The sequence below is a fragment of the Staphylococcus sp. FSL W8-0305 genome (genome assembly GCF_037966415.1).
Classification (GTDB): domain Bacteria; phylum Bacillota; class Bacilli; order Staphylococcales; family Staphylococcaceae; genus Staphylococcus; species Staphylococcus aureus.
The window spans coordinates 282886-304580 of record NZ_CP150198.1 but is presented as its reverse complement, the minus strand read 5'-3'; the positions used below and the strand labels follow the sequence as shown (position 1 = coordinate 304580).

Here is a 21695-nt window from a genome sequence, read left to right as displayed (position 1 = left end):
ATTTTCATCATTTTAATGACTCTTTATTGCTAACTTTTAAGCACTTTAATTAAACGTTAATTATTTTTATTGTAAATCTGTAAGTTTCATTGTTTTATCATACACATCTTGCGGATCAACTTCAATCCTAGCTACTCCAGATTCCATTGCCGCTTTAGCAACATTACGAGCAACTGATGGCGCTACACGTTTATCAAACGGTCCTGGGATACAGTAGTCTTCATTTAATTCAGAACTATCAATTAAATCAGCAATCGCTTCTACAGCTGCTTTTTTCATTTCTTCATTTATATGTGTAGCTTCAACCTCTAATGCACCTCTAAAAATACCAGGGAAAGCTAATACATTATTAATTTGGTTAGGATAGTCTGAACGTCCTGTACCAACAACGCGTGCACCTGCTGCTTTGGCATCATCAGGTATTATTTCAGGATTTGGATTAGCCATTGCAAATATAATTGGATTATCTGCCATACTCTTAACCATATCTTGTGACAGCGCATTAGCTACAGAAACTCCAATAAATACATCTGCGTCTTTTACGACTTCTTCTAGAGACCCTTCAATCTTGTCTTTATTTGTCCACTTAGCTACAACATCTTTCGTAGGATTCATACCATATGAACGTCCTTCAAAAATTGCGCCTCTTGAGTCACACATAACCATATTTCTTACACCATACGCGTATAGTAATTTAACAATGGCTATTCCTGCTGCACCAGCACCATTTAGTACAACTTTTATTTTAGCAATATCTTTGTTAACAACTCTCAATGCATTTACCAAACCTGCCATTGTTACAATTGCTGTACCATGTTGATCGTCATGGAATACCGGAATATTAGTTTCTTTTTTCAATCGTTCTTCAATTTCAAAACAACGTGGTGCCGAAATATCCTCTAAATTAATACCACCATAATTAGGTTCTAACAATTTAACTGTTTTAATGATTTCTTCGGTATCAGTTGTATTTAACGCAATAGGCACCCCATTGATACCAGCGAAGCTTTTGAATAATACTGCTTTACCTTCCATTACAGGAATACTTGCTTCAGGTCCAATGTTACCTAAACCTAATACCGCTGTTCCATCAGTAATAACTGCAACTGTATTTCCTTTAATTGTGTAATCATATACTTTTCTTTTGTCTTCATATATATCTTTACACGGTTCAGCAACGCCAGGTGAGTATGCTAAACTTAATTCTTCTTTATTAGTAACTTTTACATTTGGTTTAACTTCTAATTTACCTTGATTACGTTTGTGCATTTCCAATGCTTCATCTCTTAATGACATGAAATCAGCCCCTAATTCAATATTTATTTTTAAAAAATAACTTGGATAAAACGCATTACATTATAAAAGTAAAAATATTGGGTATATCTGAATGAGTAAGAACTTATAGTTTTAATTATGTAACACAAATAGCGATAAACGATAATAAAATAATATTTATAAAGATACATTAAACCATACTATCTAAAGATATACCTTTAATTATTATAATGGATAGCAAAACCAATATATCAAAAAGTTATTATTTTTTCTCACGATATATCGACAAAATTCTTTACTCAATTTATGTATACTGCTTTTTGTGCTAATTATTCTTATGGATTAATCAATAATGTAAAGTGAAACTCATAAAAATAATAAGCATAAAAAACTAATATAAACGTAAACTGATGGTTAAAAAATATCTAACCATCAGTTTACTATATCATAATTTATTAGTTGATAAAAGTTATATAAGCCTAATATCACTAGGGTTAAAGGATTGTATAAAATTATTAAACATACTATCTTTTTGATTAATATAGCCTAAAGTAGTCATTTGTTTAATCGTTTCATCATAAAAGGATAACACAACATCATTAGCATTCTCTTTCGTAGCTTTAATCATCTCTTCAAACATATCTATTTGTGATTTATTTCTAATTATAATTTGTTTGGCAAATGCTAATTTTTGTTCTTCAAAAGTGGCTAATGTCTGAATCTCATTTATAATTAATTGACGTTGTTGCTTTCTAAGGTCAAATTTCCCGCTAACTATAAATAAGTCATTATGTGATAACAACTCTTCGTACTTTTTAAACTGATTAGGGAAAATCACACCATCTAAAGTTTCGATGCCATCATTTAATGTGACGAATGCCATATTTTGACCATTTTTAGTTCGGATTTGTTTAACTTTATCAAACTGTACTAATATAGGCTTATTATTCTGCGCGTTACTCAATTTAAATATCGTTAAATATTGTTTGGCAACAAACTTCTTATCTACTGGGTGTTGCGAAACATAAAATCCTAAATATTCTTTTTCATACTGACTAATAAGTGCATCAGGCAATTCTTCTTTATCTTCATACATCTGTTTTGGCGTTAAAATATCAAATAAAAAACCATCTTGTTCAATGTTTAAATCACCATCCAACACTTGATCAATAGCTTGCAACAACGTTGAACGTGTTTTACCAAAAGCATCAAACGCTCCCACTAAAATCAGTGCTTCAAGTAACTTTCTCGTTTTGACTCTCTTCGGTATACGTCTAGCAAAATCAAAGAAATCTTTAAATTTGCCGTTCTGATAACGTTCTTCAACAATCACTTTCACACTTTGATAACCTACACCTTTAATTGTACCAATTGATAAATAAATGCCTTCTTGGGAAGGTTTATAAAACCAATGACTTTCGTTAATGTTCGGTGGCAATATAGTGATACCTTGTTTTTTTGCTTCTTCTATCATTTGAGCAGTTTTCTTCTCACTTCCAATAACATTACTTAAAATATTTGCGTAAAAATAATTTGGATAATGGACTTTTAAAAAGCTCATAATGTATGCAATTTTAGAATAGCTGACAGCATGTGCTCTAGGAAAACCATAATCAGCAAATTTCAGAATCAAATCAAATATTTGCTTACTAATGTCTTCGTGATAACCATTTTGCTTTGTACCTTCTATAAAATGTTGACGCTCACTTTCAAGAACAGCTCTATTTTTTTTACTCATTGCTCTTCTTAAAATATCCGCTTCACCATAACTGAAGTTTGCAAAAGTGCTCGCTATTTGCATAATTTGTTCTTGATAAATAATAACACCGTAAGTATTTTTTAATATAGGTTCTAAATGGGGATGTAAATATTGAACTTTGCTTGGATCATGTCTTCTTGTAATGTAAGTTGGAATTTCTTCCATTGGACCTGGTCTATACAAAGAAGTTACAGCAACAATATCCTCAAAGTGTTCCGGCTTTAATTTTTTTAATACACTTCTTACACCGTCAGACTCTAATTGAAATATGCCAGTCGTATCTCCTTGCGACAACAATTCAAACACTTTTTGATCATCAAATGGAATTTTTTCAATATCAATATTAATACCTAAATCTTTTTTGACTTGAGTCAAAATTTGATGGATAATTGATAAATTTCGTAACCCTAGAAAATCTATTTTTAATAAACCAATACGTTCGGCTTCAGTCATTGTCCATTGCGTTAATAATCCTGTATCCCCTTTCGTTAAAGGGGCATATTCATATAATGGATGGTCATTAATAATAATTCCTGCCGCATGTGTAGATGTATGTCTTGGTAAACCTTCTAACTTTTTACAAATACTGAACCAGCGTTCATGTCGATGGTTTCGATGTACAAACTTTTTAAAATCGTCAATTTGATATGCTTCATCAAGTGTAATTCCTAATTTATGTGGGATTAAACTTGAAATTTCATTTAATGTAACTTCATCAAACCCCATAATTCGTCCAACATCTCTAGCAACCGCTCTTGCAAGCAGATGACCGAAAGTCACAATTCCAGATACATGTAGCTCGCCATATTTTTCTTGGACGTACTGAATGACCTTTTCTCGGCGTGTATCTTCAAAGTCAATATCTATATCAGGCATTGTTACACGTTCTGGGTTTAAAAAACGTTCAAATAATAGATTGAATTTAATCGGATCAATCGTTGTAATTCCCAATAAATAACTGACCAGAGACCCTGCAGATGAACCACGACCTGGTCCTACCATCACATCATTCGTTTTCGCATAATGGATTAAATCACTTACTATTAAGAAATAATCTTCAAAACCCATATTAGTAATAACTTTATACTCATATTTCAATCGCTCTAAATAGACGTCATAATTAAGTTCTAATTTTTTCAATTGTGTAACTAAGACACGCCACAAATATTTTTTAGCTGATTCATCATTAGGTGTCTGATATTGAGGAAGTAGAGATTGATGATATTTTAATTCTGCATTACACTTTTGAGCTATCCTGTCAGCTTGTGTGAAATATTCTGGATTCACATCAAGTTGGTGAATTTCATTTTCAGTTAAAAAATGCGCACCAAAATCTTCTTGATCATGTATTAAGTCTAATTTTGTATTATCTCTTATCGCTGCGAGTGCAGAAATTGTATCTGCATCATGTCGTGTTTGATAACATACATCTTGAATCCATACGTGCTTTATACCCTGAACTAAAACACTTCGATGATCTAAATACGTATCTTCATGCGAATCAAAAACTCGAACAATGTCACGATGTTCGTCTGCAACATTTTTAAAAATGATAATCATATTGTTAGAAAACCGTTTTAATAATTCAAAAGACACATGTTCTAATGCATTCATTTTTATTTCCGATGATAGTTGATATAAATCCTTCAGACCATAATTATCTTTTGCTAAAACAACGGTTTCAATATTGTTTAATCCATTTGTCACGTATATTGTCATACCAAAAATCGGCTTTATATTATTGGCAATACATGTATCATAAAATTTAGGAAAACCATACAATACATTGGTGTCAGTTATGGCAAGTGCATCAACATTTTCAGACACAGCAAGTCTTACGGCATCTTCTATTTTTAAGCTTGAATTTAACAAATCATAAGCCGTATGAATATTTAAATATGCCACCATGATTGAATGGCCCCTTTCTATTAGTTAAGTTTCGTGCGTAAAGCTTTAGCAAGTTGCTCAAATTCATCCCAGCTGTTCACTGAAACTCCTGACGCATTCGGATGACCACCGCCACCAAAATCTTGCGCAATATCATTAATAATCAATTGCCCTTTAGAGCGTAAGCGACATCTTATTTCACTACCCTCATCAACTGCAAACACCCATATTTTCAAACCTTTGATGTCAGCAATTGTATTAACAAACTGAGATGCTTCATTTGGCTGAATACCGAATTGCTCCAATACATCTTCAGTTATTTTAACTTGGCAAAATCCGTCATCCATAAGTTCGAAATGTTGTAAAACATAACCTTGAAACGGCAACATTTTTGGATCCTTTTCCATCATTTTATTTAAAAGCGCATTATGATCAATATCATGCCCAATTAACTTTCCAGCAATTTCCATAGTATGTTCTGAGGTATTGTTAAAAAGGAATCGCCCAGTATCACCGACGATACCAAGGTATAAAACACTCGCGATATCTTTATTAACAATTGCTTCATCATTAAAATGTGAGATTAAATCGTAAATGATTTCACTTGTAGATGACGCGTTCGTATTAACTAGATTAATATCACCATACTGATCAACTGCAGGATGATGATCTATTTTAATAAGTTTACGACCTGTACTATAACGTTCATCGTCAATTCGTGGAGCATTGGCAGTATCACATACTATTACAAGCGCATCTTGATATGTTTTATCATCAATGTTATCTAACTCTCCAATAAAACTTAATGATGATTCCGCTTCACCCACTGCAAAAACTTGCTTTTGCGGAAATTTCTGCTGAATATAGTATTTTAAACCAAGTTGTGAACCATATGCATCAGGATCTGGTCTAACATGTCTGTGTATAATAATTGTATCGTTGTCTTCGATACATTTCATAATTTCATTCATCGTACTAATCATTTTCATTCTCCCTTTTTTAGAAAAATTGCTTAATTTAAGCATTAGTCTATATCAAAATATCTAAATTATAAAAATTGTTCTACCATATTAAACTATTTGCCCGATTTAATTATTTAGATATATATTTTTTCATACTAATTAGTTCAGGGGCCCCAACACAGAAGGTGACGTAATGTCAGCTTACTATAATGTGCAAGTTGGGGTGGGGCCCCAACACAGAGAATTTCAAAAAGAAATTCTACAGACAATGCAAGTTGGACTCCAACATTTGTGTGAAATCTATCGTATGCCTATTTTCTCTGCTAAGTTCCTATACTTCGTCAAACATTTGGCATATCACGAGAGCGCTCGCTACTTTGTCGTTTTGACTATGCATGTTCACTTCTATTTTGGCGAAGTTTCTTCCGACGTCTAGTATGCCAAAGCGCACTGTTATATGTGATTCAATAGGTACTGTTTTAATATACACGATATTTAAGTTCTCTATCATAACATTACCTTTTTTAAATTTACGCATTTCATATTGTATTGTTTCTTCTATAATACTTACAAATGCTGCTTTACTTACTGTTCCGTAGTGATTGATTAACAGTGGTGAAACTTCTACTGTAATTCCATCTTGATTCATTGTTATATATTTGGCGATTTGATCGTTAATTGTTTCACCCATTTGAGGTTGTCTTCCTAAAAGTTGCATAGACTTCAAAACATCTTGTCTATTAATCACACCCACTGTCTTTTTATTACTCGAAACGACAGGAATCAATTCAATACCTTCCCAAATCATCATATGCGCACAACTTGCTACTGTACTCATAGCATTTACATAAATAGGATTTCGCGTCATCACTTTATCTATTTCGTCGTCGTCCTTCGTATTAATCATCTCTCGACTTGTTACAATACCTACTAATTTATAAGACTCATTGACTACCGGAAATCTTGTATGGCCAGTTTGATTCGCCATACGCTTATAATCTGCTATTTTCATCGTATCAAACAGCACAGATAAATCATCTAATGGCGTCATTATATCTTGAACTATTAAGATATCTTTTCGTATTTTCTGATTAAAAAGTGCTTTGTTGATAATATTTGCAACTAGGAATGTATCATAACTTGATGATAGAACAGGTAAATCATGTTCATTCGCAAAATCAATAACTTTATTAGATGGCTTAAATCCACCAGTAATTAATATAGCCGTGCCTCTTTTTAAAGCTTCAATCTGCACATCTTCGCGATTTCCGACAATCAATAATGTCTTTGGCCCAATATACTTTAAAATATCTTTGAGTTCCATTGCTCCAATTGCAAATTTAGATACCATCTTAGTGATACCTTTGTTGCCACCTAACACTTGGCCATCAATAATATTGACAATTTCATTAAAAGTTAAATGTTCAATTTCATTACGATTACGTTTTTCGATTCGAACCGTACCAACACGATCTATCGTTGCGACCATGCCCATTTTATCAGCATCTTTAATTGCACGATATGCTGTCCCTTCAGATACGTTTAAAAATTTAGCGATTTTACGCACCGAAATTTTAGAGCCTATAGATAACGATTCAATATAATCTAAAATTTGTTCATGTTTTGTCATTCTTTACCTCTTCTTTTCGAACAGTATTAACTACATTATAACTTTATTTTGGATAAAAAGCATTGAAGTGAAATGAAATAATGATCGTTTCACCTATTTTATTTTTTGAAAATATACAACAAACACAAAGATCACAAAATCTTTAATTTTAAATGGAAAAATCCATTATTATTTATTAGAATGTAAGTGAGGAGGGATGTACTAATGTATAAAAATATATTACTTGGTGTAGACACTCAGTTAAAAAATGAAAAAGCACTAAAAGAAGTGTCTAAATTAGCTGGCGAAGGTACAGTCGTAACAGTTTTAAACGCAATCAGCGAACAAGATGCTCAAGCATCAATTAAAGCAGGTGTTCATTTAAACAAACTTACTGAAGAACGAAGCAAGCGATTGGAAAAAACACGCAAAGCTTTAGAAGATTATGGTATTGATTATGACCAAATAATTGTTCGTGGTAATGCAAAAGAAGAACTATTAAAACATGCTAATAGCGGTAAATACGAAATTGTTGTTTTAAGTAACCGTAAAGCAGAAGACAAAAAGAAATTTGTACTTGGAAGTGTCAGCCACAAAGTAGCAAAACGTGCGACTATCCCTGTATTAATCGTTAAATAAAATTTTTATCCAGAATCACAAATAATCTTTCAATCATGATGCAGTCTCAAACGACTGAGTAAACACAAGAAATGATTATGACTGTGGTTCTGGATTTTTTATATCGTAGTAAATTTATAATCAATGTCTAATTGTATAAAACTAAAATTACGAGAGTAGGTCAGAAATGATAAAGAACCACTGATGTCTCCCCCGTCCACGTCGCAACTGAATCAGTAGAATATAAAAACACCCATTAAAAATATGCAGACGATAACTTCCACATAGATTAGCGAGGTGTTTTTTAGTGTAAAATCTATATTCTATTTAAAACTGAACAGATTCACCTGGTTTTAAAATTTGCACGTCCCCTACATTAACAGCATCTTTAAATTGTTGTGGATCTTGTTCGATTAATGGGAATGTATCATAATGAATCGGTACAGAAATTTTTGGTTTAATAAATTCATTAATAGCATAACTTGCATCATCAATACCCATCGTAAAATTATCTCCAATTGGTACAAAACATACATCAACTGGATGACGTTTCGCAATAAGTGACATGTCACTAAACAGACCTGTATCACCAGTATGATAAATTGTTTTTCCTTCAACTTCAAACACGATACCCATTGGCATACCTAAATAAACTGGAATACCATTTTCATGTGTAAAACTTGAACTATGAAATGCTTGAACAAATTTAACGCTTCCGAAATCAAAGTTTGCTTTACCACCAATATTCATACCATGAACATTTTCAACACCGTGATATGAAGAAAGATAGTCAGCCATTTCTGCACTTCCAATTACTGTTGCTTCTGTTTTCTTTGCTAGTTCTACAACATCACCAAAATGATCAAAATGACCGTGCGTTAAAACGATATAGTCTACCTGCACTGTTTCAATATTCAAATCACACTTAGGGTTATTTGAAATAAACGGATCTACGATAACCTTTTTGTTGTTCCCTTCTAAATAAATCGTTGATTGACCGTGAAATGATAACTTCATTTGAGCATCCTCCTATCAATTGCTATATAAATTTAGTACCCTTTTGCCTCTTAATTATAACAAATTCTCAAATTTTAAAAATTGAAAATCTAGTTAATGTATTAGCTCGATTTTGAAATCTAATAATAATTAGCATAAAATGTAAGTAATATTATGTTGAGGAGTGTTTATAAAATGACAAAAATATCAAAAATAATAGACGAACTGAACAATCAACAAGCTGATGCAGCATGGATTACAACACCGTTGAATGTATATTATTTTACTGGATACCGTAGCGAACCCCATGAAAGATTATTTGCATTATTGATTAAGAAAGATGGTAAACAAGTACTATTTTGTCCAAAAATGGAAGTCGAAGAAGTCAAAGCATCACCTTTCACAGGTGAAATCGTTGGATATTTAGACACTGAAAATCCTTTTTCACTTTATCCTCAAACAATCAATAAATTACTAATTGAAAGCGAGCACTTAACAGTAGCACGCCAAAAACAATTAATCTCTGGTTTCAATGTCAATTCATTCGGAGATGTTGATTTAACAATCAAACAATTGAGAAATATTAAATCTGAAGATGAAATTAACAAAATACGTAAAGCTGCTGAGTTAGCAGATAAGTGTATCGAAATAGGTGTTTCTTATTTAAAAGAAAGTGTAACTGAACGTGAAGTAGTCAACCATATTGAGCAAACAATCAAACAATATGGCGTCAATGAAATGAGTTTTGATACGATGGTTTTATTTGGAGATCATGCCGCATCACCTCATGGCACACCAGGAGATCGCAGATTAAAAAGCAATGAGTATGTACTATTTGATTTAGGTGTAATTTATGAGCATTATTGTAGCGATATGACACGTACCATTAAATTTGGTGAACCTAGCCAAGAAGCACAAGAAATTTATAATATTGTATTAGAAGCAGAAACATCTGCAATCCAAGCAATTAAACCTGGAATACCTTTAAAAGATATCGATCATATCGCTAGAAATATTATTTCAGAAAAAGGTTATGGTGAATATTTCCCTCATCGCTTAGGTCATGGTCTAGGATTACAGGAACATGAATATCAAGATGTTTCAAGTACTAATTCTAATTTGTTAGAAACTGGCATGGTCATTACAATCGAACCAGGTATTTATGTACCAGGTGTTGCAGGTGTAAGAATTGAAGATGACATACTTGTCACTAATGAAGGATACGAAGTATTAACACATTACGAAAAATAAGAGTGGGACAAAAATGAAAAGCTTGTTACTAGCGCATTCTCATTCAGTCAAACACTGCCAATATAACATTGTAGCGCCTAGGACATAAATTTTTGTCCAAGTCTAAATGCAATATGTAACAAACAAGCTAGAAACACATATGCAGGTATGTTCATCAGTAACATGTAATGAATCAATATCATTCATGTTCGATGATTTCTTCGCATTGTTTCTAGCTTTAATTTATCATTATTTAATTTTAATAACCAAGGAGATGATAACGTCATTCTTTAATACGCTGTAATTCATTCCCTTTTCATCAAATTTAAATTATAAGTGTAATGCTTCTTCTACAGATTTATATTCCATTTCAAATGCCTCTGCAACGCCTTTATTGGTTACGTGACCTTTGTAAGTATTTAAACCTAATGATAATGGTTGATTTGATTTAAATGCTTCTCTATACCCTTTATTAGCTAGCATGAGCGCATAAGGTAGCGTAGCATTATTTAAAGCTAACGTCGAAGTACGCGGTACTGCACCCGGCATATTTGCAACTGCATAATGAACCACACCATGTTTGATATATGTAGGATCATCATGTGTCGTAATTTTATCAGTTGTTTCAAAAATACCGCCTTGATCAATAGCAATGTCAATAATAACTGACCCATTTTTCATTTGTTTAATCATGTCTTCTGTTACAAGTCTTGGCGCTTTAGCACCTGGAATTAAAACTGCACCTATTACTAAATCACTTTGTTTAACATACAACTCAATATTCAACGGATTTGACATAATTGTATGTACACGTCCACCGAATAAATCATCTAATTGTTGTAAACGCTTTGGATTAACATCTAAAATCGTAACATCTGCACCTAGTCCTAGTGCAATTTTAGCTGCATTTGTTCCTGCTTGACCACCACCGATAATAGTTACTTTACCTTTAGGTACTCCTGGAACGCCACCTAGTAGAATTCCCATACCACCATTAAGTTTTTGTAGGAACTCTGCGCCAACTTGAGCTGACATTCTTCCTGCTACCTCACTCATTGGTGATAATAATGGTAAAGATCGGTCTGGTAACTGCACAGTCTCATATGCAATACTAATTACTTTTCTATCTATCAAAGCTTGTGTTAATTTTTCTTCATTCGCTAGATGAAGATAAGTAAATAATACTAGTCCTTCTTTAAAATATGGATATTCTGATTCAAGAGGTTCTTTAACTTTAATAACCATATCCACATCCCAAACTTTTGCTTGTTCAGCAACAATCTCAGCACCTGCTTCTTTGTAATCTACATCTTCAAAGAACGATCCTGAACCCGCATTTGTTTCCACTAAAACAGTATGTCCACTTTCTACTAAAGCGTGCACACCACTTGGTGATAAACCAACACGATTTTCATTATTTTTAATCTCCCTTGGTATACCAATTTTCATACCATCCACCTCCATAATCATCTTAACGCGAACATTTTGAAAGCGCAATCAAAAATCCACAAAATTGTAAAGGTTATTACACTGACTTTTCCGAAAATTGTGGTAAAATAAAATTAAGAAAGAACAAGGAGGCACTTACTATGATTACTTACAAAAATATTTTAATCGCAGTTGACGGTTCACATGAAGCGGAATGGGCATTTAACAGAGCAGTTGGTGTTGCTAAACGTAACGATGCGAAGTTAACAATTGTGAATGTAATTGATTCAAGAACGTATTCTTCTTATGAAGTTTATGATGCTCAATTTACTGAAAAATCTAAGCATTTTGCAGAAGAATTATTAAATGGTTATAAAGAAGTAGCTACTAACGCTGGTGTTAAAGATGTAGAAACGCGTCTAGAGTTTGGCTCTCCTAAATCTATCATTCCTAAAAAGCTTGCACATGAAATTAATGCAGACTTGATTATGAGTGGTACATCAGGCTTAAATGCCGTGGAAAGATTTATTGTTGGTTCTGTATCAGAATCTATCGTTCGTCATGCTCCATGTGACGTGTTAGTTGTTCGTACTGAAGAGTTACCAGCAGACTTCCAACCACAAGTTGCAACAACTCAATTACGTGAAAAATATCAAAATTAAATATAGATGATCATTAGATAACTACTTGATCATTATGAACCAAGTGCAACTTTCTGCACTTGGTTTTTTATTGTTTATAAATAAAACTCACTTAATAATGTTGTCATAATCTTCTTCGACTACTTAATTTTTTTAAGATATTCGTGAAAAAAGACATTACACTAGTTAATTTTCAAACAATACAAAAAGCGTCTACCTCCTACTTATAATTGTAGCGGAGATAGACGCTTAATATTTATTAAAAAATTATTTTAGACCACCGTATGTCATAACATCACGAGCAATCATACTTTCTTCGTCTGTCGGTATAACGACAACTTTAACAGGTGAATGCGGATAGTTAATAAATCCTTCTTTACCACGTTGTAAGTTTTCATTTTTCTTAGGATCCCAGTAAACGCCCATAAATTCTAAACCTTCAAGAACTTTTGCACGAATTTCCACTGAATTTTCACCAATACCTGCAGTAAATACGATTACATCAACACCATGCATTCTCGCAGCATATGATCCAATATATTTGTGAATTTTAGAAGCAAATACATCTAAAGCCATTTGTGAACGTGCTTTACCTGATTCAGCTTCTTCTGATAAGTCACGTAAATCACTAGATGTACCTGATAATCCTAATAAACCTGATTCTTTGTTTAAAATTTCCAATACTTGTTCAGCAGTTTTGCCAGTTTTTTCCATAATAAATGGAATTAAAGCAGGGTCAATATTACCAGAACGAGTACCCATTGTTACACCAGCAAGTGGTGTGAAGCCCATTGATGTATCAATAGATTTACCGCCATCGATAGCTGCAATTGATGCACCGTTACCAATATGACAAGAAATAATGCGTAAATCTTCAATTGGTTTATCTAACATTTCTGCCGCTCTTTGTGACACAAATTTATGACTTGTACCATGGAAGCCATACTTACGAATACCGTAATCTTTATAATAATGATATGGCAAGCTATATAGATATGCTTTTTCAGGCATTGTTTGATGGAATGCTGTATCAAAAATCGCCACATGAGGGATATTCGGTAATAATTTACGGAAAGCACGAATACCCATCAAGTTAGCTGGGTTGTGAAGCGGTGCTAATTCGCTTAATTCTTCAATTTCTTTTTCAACTTCATCAGTAATTGCTGCTGATTCAGGGAATTTTTCACCACCATGTACAACACGGTGACCAGTTCCATCGATATCGTTAATATCATTAATGATATTATGTTTTTTAAATGCGTCTAACATGATATCAACTGCTTCAACATGATCCTTGATATCTTGTACTGTTTTAACTTTTTCCCCGTCTACTTCAATTGTAAAAATAGAATCTTTTAATCCGATTCTTTCTACTAATCCTTTTGTTACTAATTCCTCTTCAGGCATTCTGATTAATTGAAACTTTAATGATGAACTACCAGCGTTGATAGCCAAGATTAATTTTGACATAAGTAATGATCCTCCATCGTTTGCTTTTTATACTATTTCATTTTCATTTTATCATTCATACAGTTTTATGACTATACTATTACAGATTATTTTTTAGGACGATTTGTGTCCATCCACTGATTTAACTCTGTCATAAATCCTTGAAATTGTGAAGGATTTTTGAAATCAGGAATATTTGCCAATAATACTTCAACTGGCTTTGTTTCACCCGATTTTTTCTTTTGTAAAATTAATATAGATTTTCCCGCTTTTTCATTTTTAAATAAAGTTGGTGGTAAATTTAAAAATGCTTGCATTTCTGTCTCTGTTGCAATATATTTTTCAAGCTGTTTTACATGTTCACCTGTAAAAATATTACTTGGTACCACTAGAAAGGCATATCCAGCATCTTTTAATGCATTTATTGCTTGTTCTATTAATAAATAATGTGAATAACTATGTCCTTCTTCGAAACCTAGCTTAAAGTCCCTGCTTCTTTCATCAATTGGATAATAGCCTACTGGAAAATCACCAATAACGATATCTGCTTCTTCTAACGGTAGTGGCATAATGGCATCTTGAGGATACACATCGAAAGGAATTTCTAAGAAGTTTGCTAAATGTACACTAACACGTGATAAAACTGGATCAACTTCAATTAAATGATGCATAACCGCAATTTCAGGTAACACTTCTTTTACAGTAGCACTTAAATGACCGGTACCACTTGCAATATCAACAATATGTAATTCTTCTTGATTGTTCATAAATCGCTCAACTAAAAATCCTAATATCAATCCAATTGAATCTGGTGTAATTTGATGATTTGCTTGTATCTTTTCTTCCTGCATTAAACTTAAATATGCAAATTGGAATGCTTTACGTCGATCTTGTAACGTCGATTGTTCTAACAATCCTCGTTCATTTGTATAAACTTGTTCCATTGCTAGCCCAAGATTTTCAATAAAACTTTGGCCATTTTCATTATTTAATGTTTTAGCTTTTTCATCTAATGAATGAAACAAGCGTTCCATAATTGTTTGTTGTTCTGCCATATTCGTCCCTCTCCAATAAAAAGTGCCCATAGGTCTTAGCAATCATAGAAAACAATTCTATTTTAATGCTGTTGACAACGATGGACACGATGTATACATTTTAAGATTTATCTCTTTAATGATTAAATATTTTTGTATGCAGCTAAAGCAGCATCAAAATCTGGGAAATCAGTACCTTCACTAACGATTTCTTTATAAACAACTTTATTATCTGCATCTAATACAAATACTGCACGAGCTAATAAGCGAAGTTCTTCCATAACAACGCCATAGTTTTCACCAAATGATAAGTCACGGTGGTCACTTAATGTAATGACATTGTCTAAACCTGCTGAAGCGCACCATCTTTTTTGTGCGAATGGTAAGTCTGCTGAGATTGTAAGCACAATCCCCTCTTCTTTAGAAGCTTCAGAGTTGAATTTGCGAGTCTGCTGATCACAAACACCTGTATCAATTGATGGTACCACACTAATTAATTTCTTTTTACCAGCATAATCTGCTAATGTTACTTGATTTAAGTCATTATCTAACACTGTAAAATCAGGTGCAAAATCACCTTCATTAATTTGTTGACCTTTTAAGTGGATTGGTCCACCTTTGAATGTTATTTCAGTCATATACTTGACCTCCTGCATTTTAAAATTCTAACTACATCATACGACAATTTATGGTTTGATTACAATTTTCATGCTTTAATCAAAAGCGAATTTAATTTTATACAAATTGTTGAATATAATCAAAAGCATTTTTTAAAATTAAAATCGCAGTAATAATAATAAATAATACTTTCACATAGCCAACACCTTGTTTGATAGCAAAATGAGCCCCAGCATATGACCCTACAATCATACTCGCAGCCATAACTAAACCTATTACATAATCTACTTGTCCTAATACCATAAATAATACAAGCGCACCTATATTAGAAGCAAAATTCAAAACTTTAGCATTTCCTGCAGCGCTTAAAAAATCAAAACCAAAGATTAACAATACAAAAAGCATAAATGAACCTGTTCCTCCACCTACAAATCCATCATAAAAGCCGATTAAAATAAAAAGTGCTGCAAATAGTATGGCTTTCTTAAATGTAAATTGAGTAAACGTACGTGTATTGCCCCAATCTTTTTTAAGTAATGTGAATATAAACACCGACGAAAGTGCAATAATGATTAAAGGTTTCAATATTTGTGACGGAACCATGGTTGCAATATATGCGCCACATGCAGATGCCAAAAATACAAAACCAAATAATTTGGCAACAACATATAAGTCCACTTTACCGGACCTTATAAACTTTATCGCACTAGTTAAAGAACCAAATGAACTTGCCAATTTATTTGTACCTAAAGCCACAGATGGTGGTAGACCGATTGCTAATAATGCTGGCGTAGAAATTAAACCACCACCCCCTACAACCGAATCTATAAACGCCGCGATAAAACCAAATAAAATTATGATTATAATCATCGTTAAATTCAAATCCATAGTTTAACATCCCCTTATGTTTAAATTCACTCTAAGATTTTATTTATAAAAAGTCGTTTATTAATTGGTTTGTTTGCTGTTCTTTAATAGTTTTATAATCACTAGTTATTTCAAGTGTTTCAATATTTTCAACAGCACGATTAATCATCTCTTCAAAATCAAAGACACTTTCATATTGAACTACCTTATCAAAGTTTGGTTCGGTTACTGGATTTTTAGGGGTGAAAATTGTGCAACAATCTTCAAAAGGTTGAATAGATGTTTCAAATGTACCAATTTCTTTCGATTTAATAATAATTTCTTCTTTATCGTAAGTTAATAAAGGACGTAATACAGGGGTAGAAGTTACATTATTAATTGCATACATACTATGAAGTGTTTGACTGGCAACTTGACCTAGATTTTCACCATTAACGATGGCATAAGCGCCTATTTGATGTACTAATTTATCAGCAACACGCATCATCATACGTCTCGTTGAAGTCATTGTATATCTTGGATGTACAACTTTATTTACCTGTTTTTGCAATTCTGTAAATGGTACAATATGCAATTTAATTGGTCCAACACGTTCAGCTAAAATACGTGTCAATTCAATAACTTTTTCTTTTGCTTGATCACTTGTAAATGGTGGACTATGGAAATGAATCGCTTCAATTGTTACGCCACGTCTCATCACTTCCATCCCAGCAACTGGTGAGTCTATACCGCCTGAAAGCATTAGTAACGTCTTACCACCAGTACCAACTGGTAATCCACCTGAACCCGGAACAACTTCTTCATACATATAAATTGCATCTAATCTAACTTCCACTCGAATTTCATGATCTGGACGTTTGACATTAACAGAAACATTTTCAATTTGTTTCAATACGGTACCACCCAATTCACGTTGTAATTCATACGTATCCATTGGGAAATTTTTATCGGCACGCTTCACATCAATTTTAAAAGTGCTGTTTTCTTCAAATTGCTGCGCAAATTTAATTGTCGCTGCACTCATTGCCTCTATTGATTTTTCTACTTTTAATACTGGACTAATAGATTTAATACCGAAAATTTTTGATAATCGATTTGTTATTTCATTTATATCTGCATGGTCTTCAAGTTCAATATACATACGATCTCGTTTGCCTTTAACGACAAATCCATCAAGTCCTTTTAATGACTTATTTACATTATTTCTTAATTGATTTACAAATTTTTTTCTATTTGAACCCTTTAATGTTAACTCCCCGTATCTAACAAGCAAGTGATCATACTTCATTATTTTAGCAACTCCTTAATTTCCTCATAAATGATGATAAATATTTCTTTAAACCTCGCTATATCTTCTTTAGTTGTAGTAGCTCCAAATGATAATCTTATACTACCTTCAATAGATTTGTCTGATAATCCCATTGCAGCCAATACTTCATTTAATTTATTACGTTTAGATGAACAAGCACTCGTCGTAGATATCATAATGTCATATTTTGAAAAAGCATTAACTAATACTTCACCTTTTACGCCAGGAAAACTAATATTTAAAACGAATGGTGAACCTGAAGTTGATGAATTAATATAAACACCTTGATATTGGCTTAAAAATTGACGGACGTCATTATTTAACTCAGTAACAAATGCATTCAATGCTTCAAGGTTTTCATTAGCCATTTTCATCGCTTTAACCATAGCAATATCATTGGGTAAATTGACTGTACCACTTCTAACACCATACTCTTGACCGCCACCTTGAATGATTGGCTCAATATTTTGAATATGATTAACAAGTAAGACGCCTTGACCTTTTAACCCATTAAATTTGTGGCCACTTAAACTAATACTATCTACGTTATTGAAATCCATTGAAATTTTGCCGAATGCTTGAACCGCATCTACATGAAAATGTGCCTTAGGATAATTTTTTATAACTTCAGCCATTTGTGGAATGGGTTGAATTTGACCTGTTACATTATTTACATACATACATGTTACTAAACCGACTTTATCGGACATTAAATCGTTAAAATGTTGCAAATCAATCGTGCCATCTTTTGTTACATCAACATATTTAACTTTAAAGCCTTCGCGCTCTTCCAAATATCTGACAACTTCTAAAACAGACGGATGTTCTAAAACAGATGTAATTATTTCTCTTGCTGTATCAAATTTACGATAAGCCACACCTTTAAGCGCGATATTGTTAGATTCCGTTGCACCACTAGTGAAAACAACATCATATGTCATATTAGTATTGACCATATCATTTATTTGAACTTTTGCTTGCTGTAATAATTGATCTGCTTGCAAACCAGCTTTATGCGGACTATTCGGATTATAATACATTGATTGATTTACTTTTAAATAAGTATCTAACACTTCTTCAAATGCTTTCGTCGTTGCCGCATTATCTAGATATATCAAAATAAACACTTCTCTTTCATTAATCATCAATCTTTTAAAATTGTTTTTACTCAAGCATTATACTATTATCACATAAAAAATAAAGGCTATAACAAAAATTAATCATTTTTCCACCCATTTTAATAAGAATTGAACTATTTCACTCAATGCATAGCACGATGCTTTTTTCACTACTTATATTAATTTAAACTTCACATTTGATTACGTTTATCTTTAAACAATTGCTATTTATATTTATTGTCCCTTTCATATATCCATATAAAAAAAGAAGCTAGACAACGTATCGTTGGCTAACTTCAATTATTAAACTCATCAGTCCAATTTGACAGAGAGCTCATATTATTTAAGTATAACTACATACTATTTTCTATTGCTTAATAACTTCTTCTTCAATATGTTTAGTGACACCTGGCTCAACACTTTCAAGAGCTTGCTCTGCAATTTCAATCGCACGCTTATAGCGATTATTTTTAAATAATCGTTCAGCTTCATTTAAGCTCTTATCAACATTGCTATAGTCCTTACGATATCTATTTCCATATTGAATTAATTTCTCTGCATAAACAGCATTAACAAGAACATCATTTGCTTCATCTTCAAATGTATTCATTTGAATCACAATTTTAGACACTTTATCTTTTAACTGTTTAACGTGTATTGGACGTTCACTAAATTGTTCGTTAACATCACGAACTTCATGATCAATTTCATTTTTCATGATGATAAACCTTTCAGGAACGCTTGTTAAGTTAGAAGCAAGTAATCGACGATACACTTCTTCTTTCTTCGATTGTACTCGTAACAGATTGTCTTCTGCTTCTGCTTCATCTTCACGCAATTGAATCAGATGATTTTGTAGCTTTTCTTGTTTGTCATTAATAATTGTGACATGATCTTCTAAATATTGTAAATTATCCTGAACCTCGCTATATCGTACAGCAGATTTAGACATTTCTTTTAAAATATCATCATATACAGAAATTAAACTTTGAATTTCATTTTCAAATTGACGAACACTCTGAGCATCAGATTCATTTATATAGTAGTTTTCACGTACATATTCAATTTCTGTTTGCAATGTATAATTCATGTCTTTTGCTTTGAATAAGTTATCCGTAATGATATCTTTTGTTTCTTCGACATCATTTTTAGCTTTAACTTCATGTTCAATTAAATCATACATGTCATCTAACTTATCATTGATATTAGCTAGTTTATCATTAGCTTCTTCTAATTCTAAGCGACTAATTAATGGTTCAACGAAACTAAGCTCTGTTTTTAAGCTTTGTAATGTACTGTCTACTTTTACGTGATCCAGATCATACCCTTCAACTTTAAGATCACGGCAACCATATTTTAAATCTTGGAATTGACCAGGTAATTCTTTTTGAGTTTCTCTAATTAATTCTGGTATTTCTTCCATATAAGATCTTAGCTGTTTCATTTGTTCATTCAAGGCAGCTATATGGTTGTGCGCTTGTACATAATTACCATCAGCTTTTAGTACTTCATATTGCTCTAACCTTGGCTCGAATTTTTCAATTTCAGTTTCAAGAAGACTTGCTGCCTCACCAAATTGATGACGATTTGCTAAAACATCACGTTTCATTTCACGATAATCAACCTTACATTTGTCATATAATTCATCATTATCTTTGTATAACGCAATAATTTCATTTACATCTTCTAATTGTTGCTGATAGCTTTGTTCGTAACTATCCATCAACTCATTTGCATCATCAATTTCACATTGAGATGCGTTGAAACTAAATTTATCTAATAAAGCCTCAGCATTATGGATTTTTTCTTCCACAGGAGCTAGATACTTATTTGTACTTTCTACGTTGTCCTTTTTCATTGCATCGTATTTCGTTTTTGTTTCACCTTTTAAATTCAACTTAGATAATTGTGCAAGGTTTTGATCAAAAGGTAACGTTTCAATTTCATTTTTACGTTCGATTGCTTTTTCTATTATTTGTCTTTTATTTGAACGTAAATAGAATAATACACCTACAGCAATCAATATAATCACAATTATTGCCAAAATGATATATAACACCATATGCTTCTCCTCCTAATTTATCATTACTATTATAACGTAATTTTGCTTAAGGATAAATTATAAAATGAATTTATTGCCATAATATTTTCGAAATTCTATACTATTATAAAATCTATGAAAATAAGAGGTTTTAAATATGACAACAATTAACCCAACAAACTACACATTATTAAAGAAACAAGCAGCAAGCCTTATTGAAGATGAACATCACATGATTGCTATTTTAAGTAACATGTCTGCCTTATTAAATGATAATCTAGATCAAATTAATTGGGTCGGCTTTTACTTATTGGAACAAAATGAACTTATACTTGGACCTTTCCAAGGACACCCCGCTTGTGTCCACATTCCAATTGGAAAAGGTGTATGTGGTACAGCCGTTTCAGAACGTCGTACACAAGTTGTAGCTGATGTTCATCAATTCAAAGGACATATCGCTTGTGATGCTAATAGTAAGTCTGAAATTGTCGTTCCAATTTTTAAAGATGATAAAATTATCGGTGTCTTAGATATCGATGCCCCTATAACGGATCGATTTGATGACAATGACAAGGAACATCTTGAAGCAATTGTTAAAATTATTGAAAAGCAACTCGCATAAAAGGACATCAGCATTTTCAATAAAGTGTTGACAGTTAGCAGGAAAATGTTACAATAAACTTTGTGTGAATTAACGAAAGTAGCAGTTGTATATTATTGAGCGCTATGTTGTTCCCAATGCGGACGTGTCACGTAACTGTCGCTATAAGGTGAAGACACATAAAACAATATATCTTAGTAAGCATGCAACACTCTTTTTTGTTTATTCATAACAACAAAAAAGAATTAAAGGA

General features: G+C 32.4%; 18 protein-coding genes and 1 pseudogene. 5 read left to right on the top strand and 14 right to left on the bottom strand.

Annotated elements, in window-relative coordinates; translation table 11 throughout:
• Positions 1-66: 66 nt before the first annotated feature.
• The 4 genes from NST10_RS01665 to NST10_RS01650 form a co-directional block, all read right to left on the bottom strand.
• Entirely contained in the window at positions 67-1296 is a 1230-nt protein-coding gene (locus tag NST10_RS01665; RefSeq protein WP_000058389.1) for a malic enzyme-like NAD(P)-binding protein, read from the bottom strand.
• A 448-nt stretch (positions 1297-1744) separates the two neighbouring features.
• Positions 1745-4942 carry a DNA polymerase III subunit alpha gene (locus NST10_RS01660; protein ID WP_000226930.1) on the bottom strand — a complete coding sequence of 1066 codons (3198 nt, stop codon included), beginning with the start codon at positions 4940-4942 and terminating at the stop codon, positions 1745-1747.
• 20 nt (positions 4943-4962) lie between these two features.
• Positions 4963-5904, bottom strand: a complete 942-nt coding sequence (gene pde2, locus NST10_RS01655; protein ID WP_000626091.1) for a pApA hydrolase Pde2 — start codon at positions 5902-5904, stop codon at positions 4963-4965.
• A 310-nt stretch (positions 5905-6214) separates the two neighbouring features.
• Positions 6215-7513, bottom strand: a complete 1299-nt coding sequence (locus tag NST10_RS01650; RefSeq protein ID WP_000160430.1) for a CBS domain-containing protein — start codon at positions 7511-7513, stop codon at positions 6215-6217.
• Positions 7514-7717: 204 nt separating this feature from the next.
• Here NST10_RS01650 and NST10_RS01645 point away from each other — a divergent pair, with 204 nt between their 5' ends.
• Positions 7718-8131, top strand: coding sequence for a universal stress protein (locus NST10_RS01645; protein ID WP_000277602.1), 414 nt, complete (start codon positions 7718-7720; stop codon positions 8129-8131).
• A gap of 306 nt (positions 8132-8437) precedes the next feature.
• Here the strand turns inward: NST10_RS01645 and NST10_RS01640 are convergent, their stop codons facing one another.
• On the bottom strand, positions 8438-9127 hold the full coding sequence (locus tag NST10_RS01640) for a metal-dependent hydrolase (RefSeq protein WP_000777184.1): 690 nt from the start codon (positions 9125-9127) through the stop codon (positions 8438-8440).
• 174 nt (positions 9128-9301) lie between these two features.
• Between NST10_RS01640 and NST10_RS01635 the strand changes: the two genes are divergently transcribed.
• Complete coding sequence (locus NST10_RS01635) at positions 9302-10357, top strand: Xaa-Pro peptidase family protein (protein WP_339210782.1); 1056 nt, start codon at positions 9302-9304, stop codon at positions 10355-10357.
• Positions 10358-10434: 77 nt separating this feature from the next.
• Here NST10_RS01635 and NST10_RS01630 read toward each other — a convergent pair whose 3' ends face one another.
• Complete coding sequence (locus tag NST10_RS01630; protein WP_031785418.1) at positions 10435-10539, bottom strand: hypothetical protein; 105 nt, start codon at positions 10537-10539, stop codon at positions 10435-10437.
• A 127-nt stretch (positions 10540-10666) separates the two neighbouring features.
• Positions 10667-11785 carry an alanine dehydrogenase gene (ald, locus tag NST10_RS01625; protein WP_000689997.1) on the bottom strand — a complete coding sequence of 373 codons (1119 nt, stop codon included), beginning with the start codon at positions 11783-11785 and terminating at the stop codon, positions 10667-10669.
• Between the two features lie 140 nt (positions 11786-11925).
• Here ald and NST10_RS01620 point away from each other — a divergent pair, with 140 nt between their 5' ends.
• Entirely contained in the window at positions 11926-12426 is a 501-nt protein-coding gene (locus NST10_RS01620) for a universal stress protein (protein WP_000634175.1), read from the top strand.
• A gap of 246 nt (positions 12427-12672) precedes the next feature.
• On the opposite strand, the gene NST10_RS01615 is transcribed toward NST10_RS01620, so the two are convergent.
• From NST10_RS01615 to NST10_RS01590, 6 genes are all read right to left on the bottom strand, one after another.
• Positions 12673-13875, bottom strand: coding sequence for an acetate kinase (locus tag NST10_RS01615; protein WP_000040067.1), 1203 nt, complete (start codon positions 13873-13875; stop codon positions 12673-12675).
• Between the two features lie 86 nt (positions 13876-13961).
• Entirely contained in the window at positions 13962-14909 is a 948-nt protein-coding gene (locus NST10_RS01610; RefSeq protein ID WP_339210772.1) for a class I SAM-dependent methyltransferase, read from the bottom strand.
• 122 nt (positions 14910-15031) lie between these two features.
• On the bottom strand, positions 15032-15526 hold the full coding sequence (gene tpx / locus NST10_RS01605; RefSeq protein WP_000136257.1) for a thiol peroxidase: 495 nt from the start codon (positions 15524-15526) through the stop codon (positions 15032-15034).
• A gap of 97 nt (positions 15527-15623) precedes the next feature.
• Entirely contained in the window at positions 15624-16394 is a 771-nt protein-coding gene (locus NST10_RS01600) for a TSUP family transporter (protein WP_000365308.1), read from the bottom strand.
• A gap of 43 nt (positions 16395-16437) precedes the next feature.
• Positions 16438-17661, bottom strand: coding sequence for a tRNA uracil 4-sulfurtransferase ThiI (gene thiI, locus NST10_RS01595; protein ID WP_000872645.1), 1224 nt, complete (start codon positions 17659-17661; stop codon positions 16438-16440).
• Complete coding sequence (locus NST10_RS01590) at positions 17661-18809, bottom strand: cysteine desulfurase family protein (RefSeq protein WP_001801470.1); 1149 nt, start codon at positions 18807-18809, stop codon at positions 17661-17663. The genes thiI and NST10_RS01590 overlap by 1 nt, the downstream gene beginning before the upstream one ends.
• Positions 18810-18958: 149 nt before the next feature.
• Between NST10_RS01590 and NST10_RS01585 the strand changes: the two are divergent.
• A pseudogene (locus NST10_RS01585) lies at positions 18959-19094 on the top strand (hypothetical protein).
• Between the two features lie 73 nt (positions 19095-19167).
• Here the strand turns inward: NST10_RS01585 and ezrA are convergent.
• Entirely contained in the window at positions 19168-20862 is a 1695-nt protein-coding gene (ezrA, locus tag NST10_RS01580) for a septation ring formation regulator EzrA (RefSeq protein WP_303661258.1), read from the bottom strand.
• Between the two features lie 136 nt (positions 20863-20998).
• Between ezrA and NST10_RS01575 the strand changes: the two genes are divergently transcribed.
• Positions 20999-21463, top strand: a complete 465-nt coding sequence (locus NST10_RS01575) for a GAF domain-containing protein (RefSeq protein WP_000207849.1) — start codon at positions 20999-21001, stop codon at positions 21461-21463.
• Positions 21464-21695: the final 232 nt, after the last annotated feature.

What these genes read in the sequence shown, in the direction of transcription:
- NST10_RS01665 (WP_000058389.1), bottom strand. Translation starts at nt 1,296, where the DNA reads ATGTCATTAAGAGATGAAGCATTGGAAATGCACAAACGTAATCAAGGT.
- NST10_RS01660 (WP_000226930.1), bottom strand. Translation starts at nt 4,942, where the DNA reads ATGGTGGCATATTTAAATATTCATACGGCTTATGATTTGTTAAATTCA.
- pde2 (WP_000626091.1), bottom strand. Translation starts at nt 5,904, where the DNA reads ATGATTAGTACGATGAATGAAATTATGAAATGTATCGAAGACAACGAT.
- NST10_RS01650 (WP_000160430.1), bottom strand. Translation starts at nt 7,513, where the DNA reads ATGACAAAACATGAACAAATTTTAGATTATATTGAATCGTTATCTATA.
- NST10_RS01645 (WP_000277602.1), top strand. Translation starts at nt 7,718, where the DNA reads ATGTATAAAAATATATTACTTGGTGTAGACACTCAGTTAAAAAATGAA.
- NST10_RS01640 (WP_000777184.1), bottom strand. Translation starts at nt 9,127, where the DNA reads ATGAAGTTATCATTTCACGGTCAATCAACGATTTATTTAGAAGGGAAC.
- NST10_RS01635 (WP_339210782.1), top strand. Translation starts at nt 9,302, where the DNA reads ATGACAAAAATATCAAAAATAATAGACGAACTGAACAATCAACAAGCT.
- NST10_RS01630 (WP_031785418.1), bottom strand. Translation starts at nt 10,539, where the DNA reads ATGATATTGATTCATTACATGTTACTGATGAACATACCTGCATATGTG.
- ald (WP_000689997.1), bottom strand. Translation starts at nt 11,785, where the DNA reads ATGAAAATTGGTATACCAAGGGAGATTAAAAATAATGAAAATCGTGTT.
- NST10_RS01620 (WP_000634175.1), top strand. Translation starts at nt 11,926, where the DNA reads ATGATTACTTACAAAAATATTTTAATCGCAGTTGACGGTTCACATGAA.
- NST10_RS01615 (WP_000040067.1), bottom strand. Translation starts at nt 13,875, where the DNA reads ATGTCAAAATTAATCTTGGCTATCAACGCTGGTAGTTCATCATTAAAG.
- NST10_RS01610 (WP_339210772.1), bottom strand. Translation starts at nt 14,909, where the DNA reads ATGGCAGAACAACAAACAATTATGGAACGCTTGTTTCATTCATTAGAT.
- tpx (WP_000136257.1), bottom strand. Translation starts at nt 15,526, where the DNA reads ATGACTGAAATAACATTCAAAGGTGGACCAATCCACTTAAAAGGTCAA.
- NST10_RS01600 (WP_000365308.1), bottom strand. Translation starts at nt 16,394, where the DNA reads ATGGATTTGAATTTAACGATGATTATAATCATAATTTTATTTGGTTTT.
- thiI (WP_000872645.1), bottom strand. Translation starts at nt 17,661, where the DNA reads ATGAAGTATGATCACTTGCTTGTTAGATACGGGGAGTTAACATTAAAG.
- ezrA (WP_303661258.1), bottom strand. Translation starts at nt 20,862, where the DNA reads ATGGTGTTATATATCATTTTGGCAATAATTGTGATTATATTGATTGCT.
- NST10_RS01575 (WP_000207849.1), top strand. Translation starts at nt 20,999, where the DNA reads ATGACAACAATTAACCCAACAAACTACACATTATTAAAGAAACAAGCA.